Genomic DNA, 14,612 nt, shown 5'->3' with positions numbered 1-14,612 from the left:
CCGGCTGGCTCAGTGGTTCTTGTCCTTCCACTCCTGGGCGCGCTGCTGGGCCTTGTCCTTCAGCTCCTGCGCCTTGTCGGTGGCGTCCTGGCCGCCGCTCTGCTTGCGGTCGCCGCCGTGCTTGCGGTCGCCGGACGTGGACTTGCCGCTCTTGTGCCGGAGCTGCTCGGCCTTGGACTTGAACTGGTCTGCGAGACCCATCGTCACTCCTTCGGACGTGTGTACGCACGGGCACTTTCCACCCTGCCACGCGATCCCATAAGCCGCATGACGCACAAAAACGGCATCCGTCCCCGGGTCCGTCAGGGGCGCGGCGGCAGCGGGGGACGGGAGCGGTCGGGGGCGTCCCCGTATCCGGGCGGGGTCCGGGCGGGGTGCCTCTCCAGCAGGTCGAGGGCGGTGCGTACGGCGGTGCCCAGCACGGAACTGCGGCCCTCGGCCCAGTCCAGCGGCGTGCGCAGCACCTCGATGTCCGGCTCGACCCCGCGGTTCTCCACCGACCACCCGTACCCCTCGAACCACGCGGCGTTCATCGGCACCGTGATCACGGTGCCGTCGCCGAGCCGGTGCCGGCCCGTCATCCCGACGACGCCGCCCCAGGTGCGGGCCCCGACGACCGGACCCAGGCCCAGCAGCCGGAACGCCGCGATGATCATGTCGCCGTCGGAGGCGGTCGCCTCGTCCGCGACGGCGACCACCGGGCCGCGCGGCGCGTCGCCGGTGTAGGTGACCGGCTGCGCGTCGCGGGTGAGGTCCCAGCCCAGGATGGTGCGGGTGAGCTTCTCCAGCACGAGTTCGCTGATGTGTCCGCCCGCGTTGCCCCGGACGTCCACGATGAGCGCGGGCCGGGAGACCTCCAGCCGCAGATCCCGGTTGAACTGCGCCCAGCCCGAGCCCCCCATGTCGGGGATGTGCAGATAGCCGCAGGCCCCCTCGCTCAGCTCGCGGACGACGTCCCGGCGCCGGGCCACCCAGTCCTGGTAGCGCAGCGGACGTTCGTCGATCAGCGGGACGGCCGCGACCCGCCGCGGCCCCGCCTGCCGGAGCGTCAGCTCCACGGTGGTGCCGCCCGCCGCGGCCAGCAGCGGCGCCGGGCCGGCCACCGGGTCGACGGGGCGCGCGTCGATGTGAGTGAGCACCGCGCCCTCCCGCACCGGGGAGCCGGCCAGCGGGGAGCGGGCCCGGGAGTCGGAGGAGTCGCCGGGCAGGATTCGGGCGAGCTGCCAGTCGCCCTCGGGGGTGCGGATCAGATCGGCGCCCAGGAAGCCGAGGGGGCGCTGGTAGTGCGGCGGCCCCTCGTCGCGCCGCGCCGGGGTGACGTAGGCGTGCGAGGTGCCCAGCTCGCCGAGCACCTCGCGCAGCAGGTCGGCGAACTCGTCCGGGGTGGCGACGCGTTCGACCAGCGGCCGGTACTGCTCCAGGACGGCCGTCCAGTCGACGCCGCTCATCCCCGGGTCCCAGAAGTAGGACCGCACCAGCCGTCCCGCCTCCGCGTACGCCTGCCGCCACTCGGCCGCCGGGTCGACGTCGTGCAGGATGCGGCGCAGGTCGATGAAGGTGGTGGTGTCCGCGTCGGCCCGCTGGTCGGCGGGGACCACCCGCAGCAGTCCCTCGTCGTTGACGACCAGCCGGGTGCCGTCGCCGCTGGGTGCGAACCAGTCGACGTCGCCGGTGAGTTCGGTGCGTTTGGCGGTGGTCGGGTCGAAGTGCTCCAGCGTCGGGCGGCCGGAGGTGTCGGCCGGGTTGGCGAAGGTCTCGCCGAGCGCGCCGGAGATCGGGTAGCGCAGCCAGATCAGCCCGCCCCCGGCCACCGGGCACAGCGCCCCGTACTTCGAGGCCGTCACCGGGAACGGCGTCACGCGGTTGGCGAGTCCCTCCGCCTCCACCAGCACCGGAGTCCCGCCGTCCGCCTCCTCGCCGTCCTGCCGGTCCTGCGGGTCCAGCCCGCCCGCGGCCGGCCGCCCCTCCGGGGTGAGCGCGAACGGGGAGAGCGTCGCGGAGGAGAGCGGCACCAGGTACGGGCGGCAGCCCAGCGGGAAGGAGAGGTCGCCGGTGTGCACGTCGTAGACCGGGTCGAAGCCGCGCCAGGACAGGAACGCCAGATAGCGGCCGTCGCGGGTGAAGACGGGCTGCTCGTCCTCGAACCGCCCGTCCGTGACGTCCAGGACCGGGCACTCGCCCGCCGCGGCGCCGTCCCGTTCGGCGACCTTCGCGATCCGGATGCAGGACAGCGAGCGGCCCACCCCCGGGTGCGCCCAGGCCAGCCAGCGCGAGTCGGGCGAGAAGGCCGGATCGTGCACCGGGCCGTTGGCGGACCGCACGACCTCGCTGATCGCGGGCTCCGGGACGGCGGCGTCCGCGCCGGCGGCTGCCGTGCCGTCGCCGTCACCGCCGGCCCCCGGGGGCTCCGCGGCGGCCTCCGGGGTCTCCTCCGGGTCGGGCACGTCGACCAGCAGCAGCCGCCCGTCGTGCGTGGCGACGGCCAGCCGCTCGGCGGACGGCGCGGCGACCAGCTCCCGCACCCGCCCCAGCCGTCCGGCCGCGATCCGGTAGGCGGGCCGGGGGCGGGAGGCGCGGGGCAGCTCGGCGATCTCGATCGCGTCCTCGCCCTCCGCATCGGTGACGTAGGCGATCCGCCCGGTGTCGCCCAGCATGGTGGGCAGCCGCACCCGCACCCCGGGGGCGTCCGCGAGAGCCCGGGCCGGGCCGTCGCGGTGGGTGAGCCAGTACAGGCTGCCGCGTACCCCGACCGCGCCCGCCCGGCCGGTGGGGTCGACGGCCAGCGAGGTGACATGCGCGCCCGCGGGCACCTGGTAGGGGCGGCGGCCCGCGCGCTGGCTGCCGGTGCGGACGTCGAGGCGGCGGGGCCGGGCCGCCTGCGCGAAGTCGTCGACCAGCCACAGCTCCCCCGCGCACTGGTAGACCACCCGACGCCCGTCGGTGGCCGCGTGCCGGGCGTAGAACGCGTCGTGATCGGTGTGCCGCCGCAGGTCGGTGCCGTCCGGGTGGCAGGAGTAGAGGTTGCCGACGCCCTCGTGGTCGGAGAGGAAGGCGATCCGGTCCCCGACGAGCAGCACCGAGTCCAGGTGCCCGTCGAGGCCGGGCAGCAGCCGCTCCCCCTGGAGCCACAGCCGTCCCGTGGCGCCGCCCCGGTACCGCTTCCAGCTCGCGGGTTCGTGCGGCGGCGTCCCGGTCAGCAGCAGCGTGCGGCGCTCGCCCCGCTGCTCGGCGACCGCGATGTCCGACACCGGTCCCCACGGCAGTCTGCTGCCCGGGCAGGAGGAGTCCGGCCGGCCCGCGGGCGGCCCGTCCGGGCCGTCGACCGGGACCCGGTAGGCCCAGGCCCGGTGTGCGAAGGGCTCCCCGTGCGAGGCCACCGCCAGGACGTCGCCCTCCGGGGTCCAGCCCCGCACCCGGGTGTCGGTCGCGCCCCAGTACGTCAGCCGCCGGGACGCGCCCCCGCGGACGGAGACCAGGTGGATCTCCGGGTCCAGGCTGCGCCAGCTGACGTAGGCGATGCGCTCCCCGGCCGGGCAGAACCGGGGGTGGCTGATCCGGGTGCGGTCCACCGTCAGCCGCCGGGCCCGCTCCGAGGGCGCCCCCGGTTCCGGGAGCCGGACCGCCCACAGGTCGTCCTCGGTGGTGAAGCAGAGCAGCTCGCCGTGCAGATGCGGATAGCGGAGATACGCGCCGTCGTCGGTCACCTTTCCCATGGTTCGGGGGGATTTGCGGCCGGGCAAGTTGTGATGTGCCCCACATGTCCCGGTGCGGACTCATCCTGTGGGTGCGAGCGAGCGTCGATTGACATGAGCTCTCATAGTCGGCTCGCGGCACCTCCCCGCCGTGCACCTTCGGCTCGGTCGGCCCCGCCGTCCCTGTTCCACCGCACCGTCCCACTGTCCGACCTCGAGACCGGAGAACCTCTCTCGTGGCCACCTTCCTGTACAAGCTCGGCAGACTCGCCTTCCGGCGGCGCCGCATCGTCGCCCTGATATGGGTGGCGCTGCTGGTCGCGGCCGGTGTCGGCGCGTCCACCGCATCGACTCCGCCCGACGACGACTTCGCACTGCCCGGCACGCAGGCCCAGAAGGCCTTCGACCTGCTGGAAGACCGCGTTCCGGAAGCCAACGCGGAGGGCGCGACGGCCCGTATGGTCTTCCGCGCCCCGACCGGCGAGAAGATCACCGCCGGACCCAACAAGGCCGCCGTCGAGAAGGCCCGCGAGGAGCTGAGCGGCGGGCAGGCGGCCGGCGTCTCCGACCCGTTCGCAAAGGGCAGCGGGGCCGTCAGCAAGGACGGCAGCATCGCCTACGCCTCCGTCCAGTACAAGGTCCCGGCCCAGGACATCACCGACAAGACCCGGGAGGGCCTGGCGGACGCCGCGAAGGAGGCCCGCGAAACCGGGCTGACCGTGGAGACCGGCGGTGACGCACTGCTGGTCGAGCCCGAGATGGGCAACGCCGAGGTCATCGGCATCGGTATCGCGGCCGTGGTGCTCATCCTCACCTTCGGCTCGCTGATCGCGGCCGGGCTGCCGCTGGTCACGGCGCTGATCGGGGTGATGATCGGCATCTCCTCGATCACCGCGCTGGGCGCCACCCTCGGCCTGTCGGCCAACACCACGACGCTGGCGATGATGATCGGCCTGGCGGTCGGCATCGACTACGCGCTCTTCATCGCCTCCCGCTACCGCGCGGAGCTGACCGAGGGCCGGGAACGCGAGGAGGCGGCCGGACGGGCGGTCGGCACCGCCGGGTCCGCCGTGGTCTTCGCCGGACTCACCGTGGTGATCGCGCTGGTCGGGCTCTCCGTCGTCAACATCCCGGTCCTCACCAAGATGGGTATGGCGGCCGCGGGCACGGTGGTCATCGCCGTCCTGGTGGCGCTGACGCTGGTGCCCGCCGCGCTCGGCATGGTCGGCAAGCGGATCTTCGGCCGCCGGGTGCGCAAGGCCTACCCCGCCACCGGGGTGCCGCCCGCCGCCGACGCGGAGGGCCAGCGCCCCAAGGCCGGTGCCCGCTGGGCGGGCTTCGTGCTGCGCCGTCCCGTCCTGGTGCTGGTCACCGCCGTGCTGGCGCTCGGCGCCCTGGCGCTGCCCGTCGGCTCCATGCAGCTCGGGCTGCCCGACGAGGGCAACCAGCCGGAGAGCACCACCCAGCGCAAGGCCTACGACCTGCTCTCCGACGGTTTCGGCGCGGGCTTCAACGGTCCGCTGATGGGTGTGGTCGACCTCAAGGGCGCCGACGACCCGAAGGCCGCGGCCGCCGAGGTGCAGAAGCGGCTGCAGAAGACGGACGGCGTGGTCGCCGTCAGCCCGCCGCAGCTCAACAAGAGCGGCGACACCGCCACCCTGACGGCCGTCCCGAAGTACGGTCCCAGTGACGAGCGCACCGAGAAGATCGTGCACGACATCCGGGACCAGTCGGACGCGATCGAGAAGAAGACCGGCGCCACGCTGCTGGTGACCGGGGCGACGGCGGTCGCCATCGACTTCTCGCAGGTCATGAACGACGCCCTGGTGCCCTATCTGGCGCTGGTGGTGGGCCTGGCCTTCGTGCTGCTGATGCTGGTCTTCCGCTCGGTGCTGGTGCCGCTCAAGGCGGCCCTGGGCTTCCTGCTCTCGGTGCTGGCGGCGCTGGGTTCCGTGGTGGCCGTCTTCCAGTGGGGCTGGCTGGCCGGACTGATCGGGGTCGAGCAGACCGGGCCGATCATGAGCATGATGCCGATCTTCATGATCGGTGTGATCTTCGGTCTCGCGATGGACTACGAGGTCTTCCTCGTCACGCGGATGCGCGAGGCGCACGTCCACGGGGAGGGTCCCGGCCAGGCCATCGTCACCGGCTTCCGGCTGGGCGCACGCGTGGTGACCGCCGCGGGCGTCATCATGATCAGCGTGTTCGCCGGGTTCATCGGGTCGTCCGAAGCCATGATCAAGATGATGGGCTTCGGGCTCGCCGTCGCGATCCTCTTCGACGCCTTCGTGGTGCGGATGGCCATCGTGCCCGCGGTGCTCGCCCTGCTGGGGGAGCGCGCCTGGTGGCTGCCGCGCTGGCTGGACCGGCTGCTGCCGAACGTGGACGTCGAGGGTGAGGGCCTCCGCAAGGAGCTGAACCCCGATCAGGTGTCGGCCGCCACCGTTCCCCCGGCCCGCGAGCCGGAGCGCACCGGCGTGTGACCCTCGCCGGGGGCGCACGCCCCCGGCTCTTCCCTTGTGGGACCGGCGCATGTCGTCGCCCGCCCATCCGTTCCCTCCGGGGCCGGATGGGCGGGCGTTTCTCGTGGACGGGCGTCTTCGCCGTGGCCGCGCCGTGTGCGCGCCGCGGGCCCCCGGGGCCCGGCCCGCTCGCGGGCCGCCGGACACCGCGCGGCCGGGAGCCCGCGCGTCAGACCCCGCGCAGCAGCGCCGCGAAACCCTCCTCCAGATCCAGCAGCGCCCGCTCGGCGCCGGCGGGCACCAACTCGTAGCTGTGCCGCAGGAAGCGCTCCAGGTCCGCGGTGCGGAACTCCAGCATCGCGACCCCCTCGCCCGCGTGCAGCTCGACCGCCGTCCGCCCCTGCCCGCCGGGGCGGGCCCGCACGTCGCCCTCGCCCGCGGCTCCGCGCAGCCCCTCGGCGAGCAGGTCGCGGGAGAAGGCCCAGGCGACCTCCGCGCCGTCGAGGGAGATCTCGGCGGGGAAGACGATCCGCACCGCCAGCGGGTCGTCCGTCTCGTAGCGGAGCGCGGGGGTCAGCGGCCGGGCCGCCGGCGGCCGGACGATCAGCTGGGCCTGCACGGTACGGGTGATGACCTTCGACACTTCTGCTCCTCCGGATCGGGGGTTCCCGGCGCGCTCATCGCTCCGGCCGGGTTGCCCCTTCGCCCTGTCAGACGCGCAGCAGCGCCGCCCGGACACCCGGACCGGCTGGTGAGTTCTGCCACAGGCCGGAGACCAGGGGGGGCGTCCCCGCCCATTCCGGGCGCCCCCGACGCCCTCTTGCGAAGACTTTGCATCTGACCGCTATTCTCAAAAGGCTGGAGACGGCCGCTGCCAGGCCATTGCCGGGCCGTTGTGAGAAGCCGTGAGAAAGCGGAGTGCCCCCGATGCACGTACCTGATGGATTCATCGATGCCCCCGTTTCGGCCGGTACGGGAGTCGTGGCCGCCGCGGCCCTCGCCGTCTCGCTGCGCGGCGCCCGGCGCGAGTTGGGCGGCGGCCCCGGCGGAGCCGGGGAGCGGACGGCGCCGCTGGCCGGACTGGTGGCGGCGTTCATCTTCGCCGTGCAGATGCTCAACTTCCCGGTGGCCGCCGGTACCAGCGGCCACCTGCTGGGCGGTGCGCTGGCCGCCATACTCGTGGGGCCGTACACGGGCGTGCTGTGCGTCTCCGTCGTACTGCTCCTGCAGGGCGTGCTCTTCGCGGACGGCGGACTGACCGCGCTGGGCACCAACATCACGGACATGGGCGTGGTGACCGTCCTGGTCGCCTACGCCGTCTTCCGCGGGCTGCTGCGGGTGCTGCCGCGCCGCCGCTCGGTGGTGACCGGCGCCTCCTTCGTCGCGGCGCTCGTCTCGGTACCGGCGGCCGCGGTCGCCTTCACCGCGATCTACGCGCTCGGCGGCACGACCGACGTCTCGCTGGGCAAGGTCTTCGGCGCGATGGTCGGTGTGCACGTGCTCATCGGCATCGGCGAGGCCGTGATCACCGCCGCGACGGTCGGCGCCGTCGTCGCCGTCCGTCCCGACCTGGTGTACGGGGCGCGCGACCGGCTGGCCGCACCGCTGGAACTGCGGCCCTCGCCCCTGTCGGACGCCGCGGCGCCCGGTGCCGAGCCGCGCCCGGCCGCCGCCCGCGCCGACAACGCCCCGGCGGACACCGGCACCGCCCCGGCCGGCACCGCCCCGGCCGCTGCCGCCGGTCGGCGCCGTTCGCTGCGCCCGCTGTGGATCGCCGGGCTCGTCGTCACCCTGGCCTGCGCGGGCGGGCTCAGCTTCTACGCGTCCTCCGACCCCGACGGGCTGGAGAAGGTCGCCGCGGACAACGGCATCGACGAACAGGCGGAGGACCACGCGGCGCAGGACTCCCCGCTGGCCGACTACGGCGTCGCGGACATCGCCGACTCCCGGCTGTCCGGCGGCCTGGCGGGCGTCATCGGCGTGGGCGCCACCCTCGTCGTCGGCTCGGGCGTCTTCCTCGCCGTGCGCCGCCGCAACAGCGGCGGCACCCCCGTCGAAACCGGCGCCTCCACCGCGTCCGGCCCGCCCGCGACCGAGCGCTAGGGGAGGGCCGACATGGGTGCCGGACACGCGCACAAGCTCTACAAGCACGGCCACTCGCCCGTGCACGCGCTGCCGGCGCACTGCAAACTGGCGGCGGTCTTCTGCTTCGTCCTGCTGGTCGTCGCCACCCCGCGCGAGGCCGTGTGGGCGTTCGGCGCCTACGCGGTGCTGCTGGCCGCGGTCGCCGCCGTCTCCCGGGTGCCGCCGCGCCATCTGCTCACCCGGATGGCGATCGAGGTGCCGTTCGTGGCGTTCGCGGTGCTGCTGCCGTTCGTCGCGGAGGGCGAGCGGATCACCGTCTGGGGGCTCTCGCTGTCCGAACCCGGCCTGTGGGGCGCGTGGAACGTCCTGGCCAAGGGCACCCTCGGAGTGGCCGCTTCGGTCCTGCTCGCCTCCACGACCGGGCTGAACGACCTGCTGCTGGGCCTCGCCCGGCTGCGGATGCCCGCGCTGCTGTGCCAGATCGCCACGTTCATGGTGCGCTACGCCGACGTCATCAGCGAGGAGATGCGCCGGATGCGCACCGCGCGCCTCTCGCGCGGCTTCGAGGCCCGCGGGCCGCGCCACTGGGGAGTGCTGGCCAAGTCGGCCGGTTCGCTGTTCATCCGCTCCTACGAGCGGGGCGAGCGGGTGCATCTGGCGATGCTCAGCCGCGGCTACGCCGGCAGCATGCCGCCCGCTCTGGGCGGGGGCCCCGCCGCGCGCGCGGAGTGGGCCCGCTCGGCCGCGCTGCCGGTGACCGCCCTCGCGATCTGCCTCCTGGGATGGGTGCTGTGACTTCCTCCACCGAAACGAACGCCGACCAGAACGCCGGGACGGGCGCCGACGGCGCGGCACCGGTGCCCTCGCTCCGGGTGAGCGGCCTGGCCTACGCCTACCCCGACGGCCACCAGGCGCTGTTCGGCGTCGATCTGACCGTCCCGCGCGGCCAGCGGGTCGCCCTGCTGGGTCCCAACGGCGCGGGCAAGACCACGCTGGTACTGCATCTGAACGGCATCCTGACGCCCGGCGCCGGTTCGGTCACCGTGGCCGGACTGCGCGCCGAACGCGCCCATCTCGCGGAGATCCGGCGCCGGGTCGGCATCGTCTTCCAGGATCCGGACGACCAGCTCTTCATGCCCACGGTCCGCGAGGACGTGGCCTTCGGCCCGGCCGCCGCCGGACTGCGCGGCGCCGAACTGGAGGCCCGGGTGCAGGAGGCGCTGGAGCGCGTCGGGATGGCCGAGCACGCCCACCGGGCGCCGCACCACCTCTCGTTCGGCCAGCGGCGCCGGGTCGCGGTTGCCACCGTGCTGGCCGGCCGTCCGGAGATCCTGGTGCTGGACGAGCCGTCCTCCAACCTCGACCCGGCGGCCCGCCGCGAGCTGGCCGACCTGATCCGCTCGCTGGACCTGACGGTGCTGATGGTCACCCACGACCTGCCCTACGCGCTGGAGCTGTGCCCCCGCTCGGTGGTGCTCAGCGACGGGGTGCTGGTGGCCGACGGCACCACTCAGGAGCTGCTCTCCGACGCCGAGCTGATGCGCGCCCACCGCCTGGAACTGCCCTTCGGCTTCGACCCGCGCTCGGTGACGGCGCCGGTCGCCTGAGCGGGGCGGCACCGAGCGCCCGAGCCGTCCCGGCCCCCGGGGGGCCGGGGCCGTGCGGGCGAGGCCGCCCCCGGCGCACGGCACCGTGCGGCGCGTAGGACCATGGGGGGCGCGGCGCCACAAAAGCGCCCCCAGGCGACAGGAGCGAAGGAAACGTGGCAGAGGTCGTTCACACAGCGGTGGCCGAGCACGGCGCGGAGGTGGCGGTGCACGGCACGGTGGCGGACGGGTACGAGCCGGTCCGGGACGCCTTCGTACGCAACTTCGAGCGGCGCGGCGAACGCGGCGCGGCGCTGGCCGTGCACCGGGACGGCCGCAAGGTCGTCGATCTGTGGGGCGGCAGCACCGATCCGGCCGACCCGGCCGCCGCACCCTGGGGACGGGACACCGCCGTCCTCGTCCGGTCGGCCACCAAGGGGTTGGCGGCGGCCGTCCCGCACCTGCTGCACCAGCGCGGCCAGCTCGACCTGGACGCGCCGGTGGGCGCGTACTGGCCGCAGTTCAAGACGGCGGGCAAGGAACGGCTCCTGGTCCGCCACCTGTTGACGCACCGCGCCGGACTGCCCGCGCTCGACGCTCCGCTCACCCCGCGGGAGGCGCTGGAGCCGGGGCGTGCGGCGCGCGCCCTCGCCGCGCAGACCCCCGAATGGGAGCCGGGAGCCGCACACGGCTACCACCCGCACACCTTCGGCTGGCTGCTGGGCGAACTGGTGGTGCGCGCCAGCGGCGGCCGCAGCCTGGGACGCTGGTTCGCCGACGAGGTGGCCGCACCTCTCGGGCTCGACCTGTGGATCGGACTGCCCGAGCAGGTGGCGGCCGACGGCCGGGTGGCCCGGGTCGCCGAACAGGAAGCACCCGCGCCGGAGCCGGGTGCGCTGCGCACCCGGCCCAAGCGGGCGGTCACCGCCGCCTACGCCGATCCGGACTCCCTCACCCGCCGCGCCTTCGGGGCCCTGGCTCCGAAGCCGGACGAGAACGACCCGGCCTACCGCGCCGCCGAACTCCCCGCCGCGAACGGCATCGCCACGGCCCGCTCCCTGTCCGCGTTCTACGCGGCGCTGCTGGGCCCGCTGGCCGGGGACGCCGCCGAGCAGCGCTCCCGCGCGGCCCGGCGGGGCCTGTTCACCCCCGCGACGCTGGCCCAGGCCCGCGCCCTGGACGCGGACGGGCCCGACCGGGTGCTGGTGGTCAACACCCGGTTCGGGCTGGGATACATGCTGCACGGCTCGGCCTGCCCGCTGCTGGGGTCCGGCTCGTTCGGCCACCCGGGGCGCGGCGGTTCGCTCGGCTTCGCCGATCCGGAGACGGCCACCTCCTTCGGCTACACCACCGGTACCCTGCACCGCTCGGTCACCAGCGATCCCCGTCCGCAGGCCCTGATCCGCGCGCTGCGCACAGTCGTCGCACAGCCCTGAGCGAGGGCGCGGACGTGGCGGTCAGGGCCGCCGCCCCCGCCCCGCGCCGCGGGACCGCAGGCTCACACGAGGCCGGCGCCCGGCGCCGGGCCCGTGGTGGCGCGCGCCCCGCGGCAGGTGCCGGAAGCGGTGAGGGCGTGTGCGACGCGGGTCGCCGAGTCGGGGTCGGCCACCAGGAACGCGCAGGTCGGGCCGGAGCCGGAGACCAGCGCCGCCAGCGCACCCGCGGCCAGCCCGGTCTCCAGGGTCTCGGCCAGCGAGGGGCGCAGCGAGAGCGCGGCCGGCTGGAGATCGTTGCGCAGGGCCGCGGCCAGCGCCGCGGCGTCGCCCGCGCGCAGCGCCGCCAGCAGTTCCTGGGAGGCGGCCGGTTCGGGGACGTCGGCGGCCGAGGAACCCGTCCCGGCGGCCTCCCGCAGCCGGTCGCACTCCCGGTAGACGGCCGGGGTCGACAGCCCGCCGTCCGCGACCGCGAACACCCAGTGGAAGGCGCCGCCGACCTCCAGCGGGGTCAGCACCTCGCCCCGGCCCTCCCCGAGCGCGGCGCCGCCCGCGAAGCTGAACGGCACGTCCGAGCCCAGCTCGGCGCAGAGTTCCAGCAGTTCCTCGCGCGGGCTGTGCAGCCCCCACAGCCGGTCGCAGGCCAGCAGGGCGCCCGCGGCGTCCGCGCTGCCGCCCGCCATCCCGCCCGCGACGGGGATGTCCTTGGCGATGTGCAGGTGCACATCTGCGGCCAGCCCGTGCCGCGCGGCCAGCAGCGCCGCCGCGCGGGCCGCCAGGTTGCTGCGGTCCTGCGGCACCAGCGCCGCGTCCGGCCCGGAGACGGTGAGCAGCGGCGCCTCGGCGCGGGTGGCGCTGACCGAGTCGTACAGGCCGACGGCGAGGAACACGTTGGCCAGGCCGTGGAAGCCGTCGGGGCGCACTCCGCCGACCGAGAGCTGCACGTTGACCTTGGCCGGGACGCGGACCGTGACCGTTTCGGGGGTGCTGGCTGCTGGCTGGGTCACGTGCTGCGCTCCTCGTGCGGGTTGCGGTCGCCGGGGGTTCGGGCGGGCCGCTGCGGCGGTCGGTCGCGGCGCGGGCCGTGCGCGGCTACGGCGGCGAACTCGGCGACGGTCAGCGACTCGCCGCGCGCCTGCGGGGACACCCCGGCCGCGCGGAGCGCCTCCTCGGCGGCGGCGCCGGAGCCCGCCCACCCGGAGAGCGCGGCCCGCAGGGTCTTGCGGCGCTGGGCGAATGCCGCGTCCACCACGGCGAACACCTCCGCGCGCGGTACGCCGGCCGCCGGCGGGTGCGGGCGCCGCACCAGCGAGACCAGCCCGGAGTCGACGTTGGGCGCGGGCCAGAAGACGTTCCGCCCGATCGACCCGGCGCGTTTGACCTCGCAGTACCAGGCGGCCTTGACCGACGGTACGCCGTACACCTTCGAGCCGGGCGGCGCGGCGAGCCGGTCGGCGACCTCCGCCTGCACCATCACCAGGGTCCGCTCGATGCTCGGGAAGGCGGCCAGCAGGTGCAGCAGGACCGGGACGGCCACGTTGTAGGGGAGGTTGGCCACCAGCGCGGTCGGTGCCGGGCCGGGCAGTTCCTCGATCCGCAGCGCATCCTCGTGCACCAGGCGGAAGTCCGCGGCCCGCCCGGGCAGCCGGGCGCGCACGGTCGCGGGCAGGGCCGCGGCCAGCGCGTCGTCGATCTCCACGGCGGTCACCGCCGCCGCGGTCTCCAGCAGCGCCAGGGTGAGCGAGCCGAGCCCGGGGCCGATCTCCAGCACGACGTCGTCCGCGCGGACCCCGGCGGTGCGCACGATGCGCCGGACCGTGTTCGGGTCGATGACGAAGTTCTGCCCGCGCTGCTTGGTGGGCCGTACCCCGAGGGTCTCCGCCAGCTCCCGCACTTCTGCGGGGCCGAGCAGCACCCCGCTGCCGGAGGCGTCGGGCGTGGCGGACGGATCGGAAGGGGCAGCGCTCACCGCGCCAGTTTACGGCCGTGCGGGGTGCGCCGGGTCGCCGGGCGGTGCCGCGGCTCCCGGCGGGGGACTCAGTAGCCGAAGGCGCGGGCCGTGTTCGCGGCCACGTGGCGGGCCAGCTGCTCCTCGTCCAGTCCCTTGGTCCGCGCCATGGCGCGGAGCGTCACCGGGATCAGGTAGGGCGCGTTGGGGCGGCCGCGGTAGGGCGCGGGCGTCAGGAACGGTGCGTCCGTCTCGACCAGCAGCAGTTCCGGCGGGACCACCGCGAGGGCGTCGCGCAGCGGCTGGGCGTTCTTGAAGGTGATGTTCCCGGCGAAGGACATGTACCAGCCCCTGGCGGCGCACAGCCTCGCCATCTCCGCGTCCCCGGAGAAGCAGTGGAAGACGGTCCGCTCGGGGGCGCCCTCCTCCTCCAGGAGGCGCAGCACGTCCGCGTGCGCCTCGCGGTCGTGGATGACCAGCGCCTTGTCCAGCCGCTTGGCGAGTCCGATGTGGGCGCGGAACGAGCGCTGCTGGGCGGCGACACCCTCCGGGCCGGTGCGGAAGTAGTCCAGGCCGGTCTCGCCGACCGCCAGCACCTGGGGGAGCGCGGCGAGCTCCTCGATCCCGGTGAGCGCCTCGTCCAGCGCTTCCTCGCCGCCCTCGGCGCTCAGCCGGGGCGCCTCGTTCGGGTGGAGCGCGACGGCGGCCCACACGTTCTGCCACGCGGCGGCCGTCTCGGCGGCCCAGCGGGAGCGCTCCAGGTCGCAGCCGACCTGGACGACCGTCGTCACGCCCACGGCGGCGGCCGCGGTGAGCGCGTCGGCGACGGCCGGCTCCTGCATGTCCAGGTGGGTGTGGGAGTCCGCGACCGGGAACGCGAGCGGCTCGGGCGGTGGCGGAGGCGCCTGTGCCGCCCGAGCCTTCGCGGCGTTCGTGGCCGCGGTCCCGGCCGCGGAGTGCGCTGCGTCGTCAGGGGTCGCGGAGGGGGACATACCGGCGATCATAGAACCCGCCGTCCGTCGGGTCCGCACCGAGGCGGAGCCCGGTGGGGGCCTCGGCTCGCGACCCGCGGCGCACGCCCTCAGTGGTGCGGTCGCGCCGCCTCGGCCTTGGAGACCCGCCCCGAGCGCATGATGCGGACGACATGTCCGTCACAAAAGCGGCACGTGGGCTTGGTGAGCGGCGAGGGGACGCGCTTGCCGTCCGCGTAATACACGACCAGGGGCCTGCCGTCGGTGTATTCGAGGTGCTGTATCTCGTAGTCCTGCTCCCACCCGTGCCCGCACTTCATGCAGGCGAACGAGTACGCCTCGTGCACCGTCTCCCCAGTCTGGTCGTCCAGGTCCGTGCTGTTGCCGCTCTCGTGCTTCATGGCAGCTCCTTCCTTCGGGCGGATACGCCCACCG

At 74.8% G+C, this 14,612-nt stretch carries 12 protein-coding genes; 5 read left to right on the top strand and 7 right to left on the bottom strand.

Annotated features, from left to right (window positions below):
* Window positions 1–9: 9 nt before the first annotated feature.
* Both A949_RS0107845 and A949_RS0107840 read right to left on the bottom strand, forming a co-directional pair.
* Window positions 10–201 (bottom strand): hypothetical protein, encoded by a 192-nt coding sequence (locus tag A949_RS0107845; protein WP_019355455.1) that lies wholly within the window; start codon window positions 199–201, stop codon window positions 10–12.
* Window positions 202–302: 101 nt separating this feature from the next.
* Complete coding sequence (locus tag A949_RS0107840) at window positions 303–3,713, bottom strand: S41 family peptidase (RefSeq protein ID WP_019355454.1); 3,411 nt, start codon at window positions 3,711–3,713, stop codon at window positions 303–305.
* A gap of 215 nt (window positions 3,714–3,928) precedes the next feature.
* Here A949_RS0107840 and A949_RS0107835 point away from each other — a divergent pair, with 215 nt between their 5' ends.
* Window positions 3,929–6,175, top strand: coding sequence for an MMPL family transporter (locus A949_RS0107835; protein WP_019355453.1), 2,247 nt, complete (start codon window positions 3,929–3,931; stop codon window positions 6,173–6,175).
* A gap of 208 nt (window positions 6,176–6,383) precedes the next feature.
* Here the strand turns inward: A949_RS0107835 and A949_RS0107830 are convergent, their stop codons facing one another.
* Window positions 6,384–6,797: an SsgA family sporulation/cell division regulator gene (locus tag A949_RS0107830; RefSeq protein ID WP_019355452.1), complete on the bottom strand. Its 414-nt coding sequence runs from the start codon at window positions 6,795–6,797 to the stop codon at window positions 6,384–6,386.
* 284 nt (window positions 6,798–7,081) lie between these two features.
* On the opposite strand from A949_RS0107830, the gene A949_RS0107825 reads away from it, so the two are divergent.
* The 4 genes from A949_RS0107825 to A949_RS0107810 all read left to right on the top strand — a co-directional run bounded on the left by A949_RS0107825 (window position 7,082) and on the right by A949_RS0107810 (window position 11,261).
* Window positions 7,082–8,257, top strand: a complete 1,176-nt coding sequence (locus tag A949_RS0107825; protein ID WP_026004433.1) for an energy-coupling factor ABC transporter permease — start codon at window positions 7,082–7,084, stop codon at window positions 8,255–8,257.
* Window positions 8,258–8,269: 12 nt separating this feature from the next.
* On the top strand, window positions 8,270–9,034 hold the full coding sequence (gene cbiQ / locus A949_RS0107820) for a cobalt ECF transporter T component CbiQ (protein WP_019355450.1): 765 nt from the start codon (window positions 8,270–8,272) through the stop codon (window positions 9,032–9,034).
* The gene (locus A949_RS0107815) at window positions 9,022–9,846 is read left to right on the top strand and encodes an ATP-binding cassette domain-containing protein (protein ID WP_078534347.1); all 825 of its coding nucleotides are present in this window, start codon (window positions 9,022–9,024) and stop codon (window positions 9,844–9,846) included. The genes cbiQ and A949_RS0107815 overlap by 13 nt, the downstream gene beginning before the upstream one ends.
* A gap of 155 nt (window positions 9,847–10,001) precedes the next feature.
* Entirely contained in the window at window positions 10,002–11,261 is a 1,260-nt protein-coding gene (locus A949_RS0107810; RefSeq protein ID WP_237735768.1) for a serine hydrolase domain-containing protein, read from the top strand.
* A 62-nt stretch (window positions 11,262–11,323) separates the two neighbouring features.
* Here A949_RS0107810 and A949_RS0107805 read toward each other — a convergent pair whose 3' ends face one another.
* The 4 genes from A949_RS0107805 to A949_RS0107790 form a co-directional block, all read right to left on the bottom strand.
* Complete coding sequence (locus tag A949_RS0107805; protein ID WP_019355447.1) at window positions 11,324–12,265, bottom strand: 4-(cytidine 5'-diphospho)-2-C-methyl-D-erythritol kinase; 942 nt, start codon at window positions 12,263–12,265, stop codon at window positions 11,324–11,326.
* Window positions 12,262–13,227, bottom strand: a complete 966-nt coding sequence (gene rsmA, locus A949_RS32815; protein ID WP_051019419.1) for a 16S rRNA (adenine(1518)-N(6)/adenine(1519)-N(6))-dimethyltransferase RsmA — start codon at window positions 13,225–13,227, stop codon at window positions 12,262–12,264. The genes A949_RS0107805 and rsmA overlap by 4 nt, the downstream gene beginning before the upstream one ends.
* Window positions 13,228–13,295: 68 nt before the next feature.
* On the bottom strand, window positions 13,296–14,198 hold the full coding sequence (locus A949_RS0107795; RefSeq protein WP_106428765.1) for a TatD family hydrolase: 903 nt from the start codon (window positions 14,196–14,198) through the stop codon (window positions 13,296–13,298).
* An 89-nt stretch (window positions 14,199–14,287) separates the two neighbouring features.
* Window positions 14,288–14,578: a hypothetical protein gene (locus A949_RS0107790; protein WP_019355444.1), complete on the bottom strand. Its 291-nt coding sequence runs from the start codon at window positions 14,576–14,578 to the stop codon at window positions 14,288–14,290.
* Window positions 14,579–14,612: the final 34 nt, after the last annotated feature.

This window comes from Streptomyces sp. AA1529 (assembly GCF_000280905.1).
In the GTDB taxonomy this organism is placed as follows: domain Bacteria; phylum Actinomycetota; class Actinomycetes; order Streptomycetales; family Streptomycetaceae; genus Streptomyces.
This window is presented reverse-complemented; position numbering and strand designations above follow the sequence as displayed.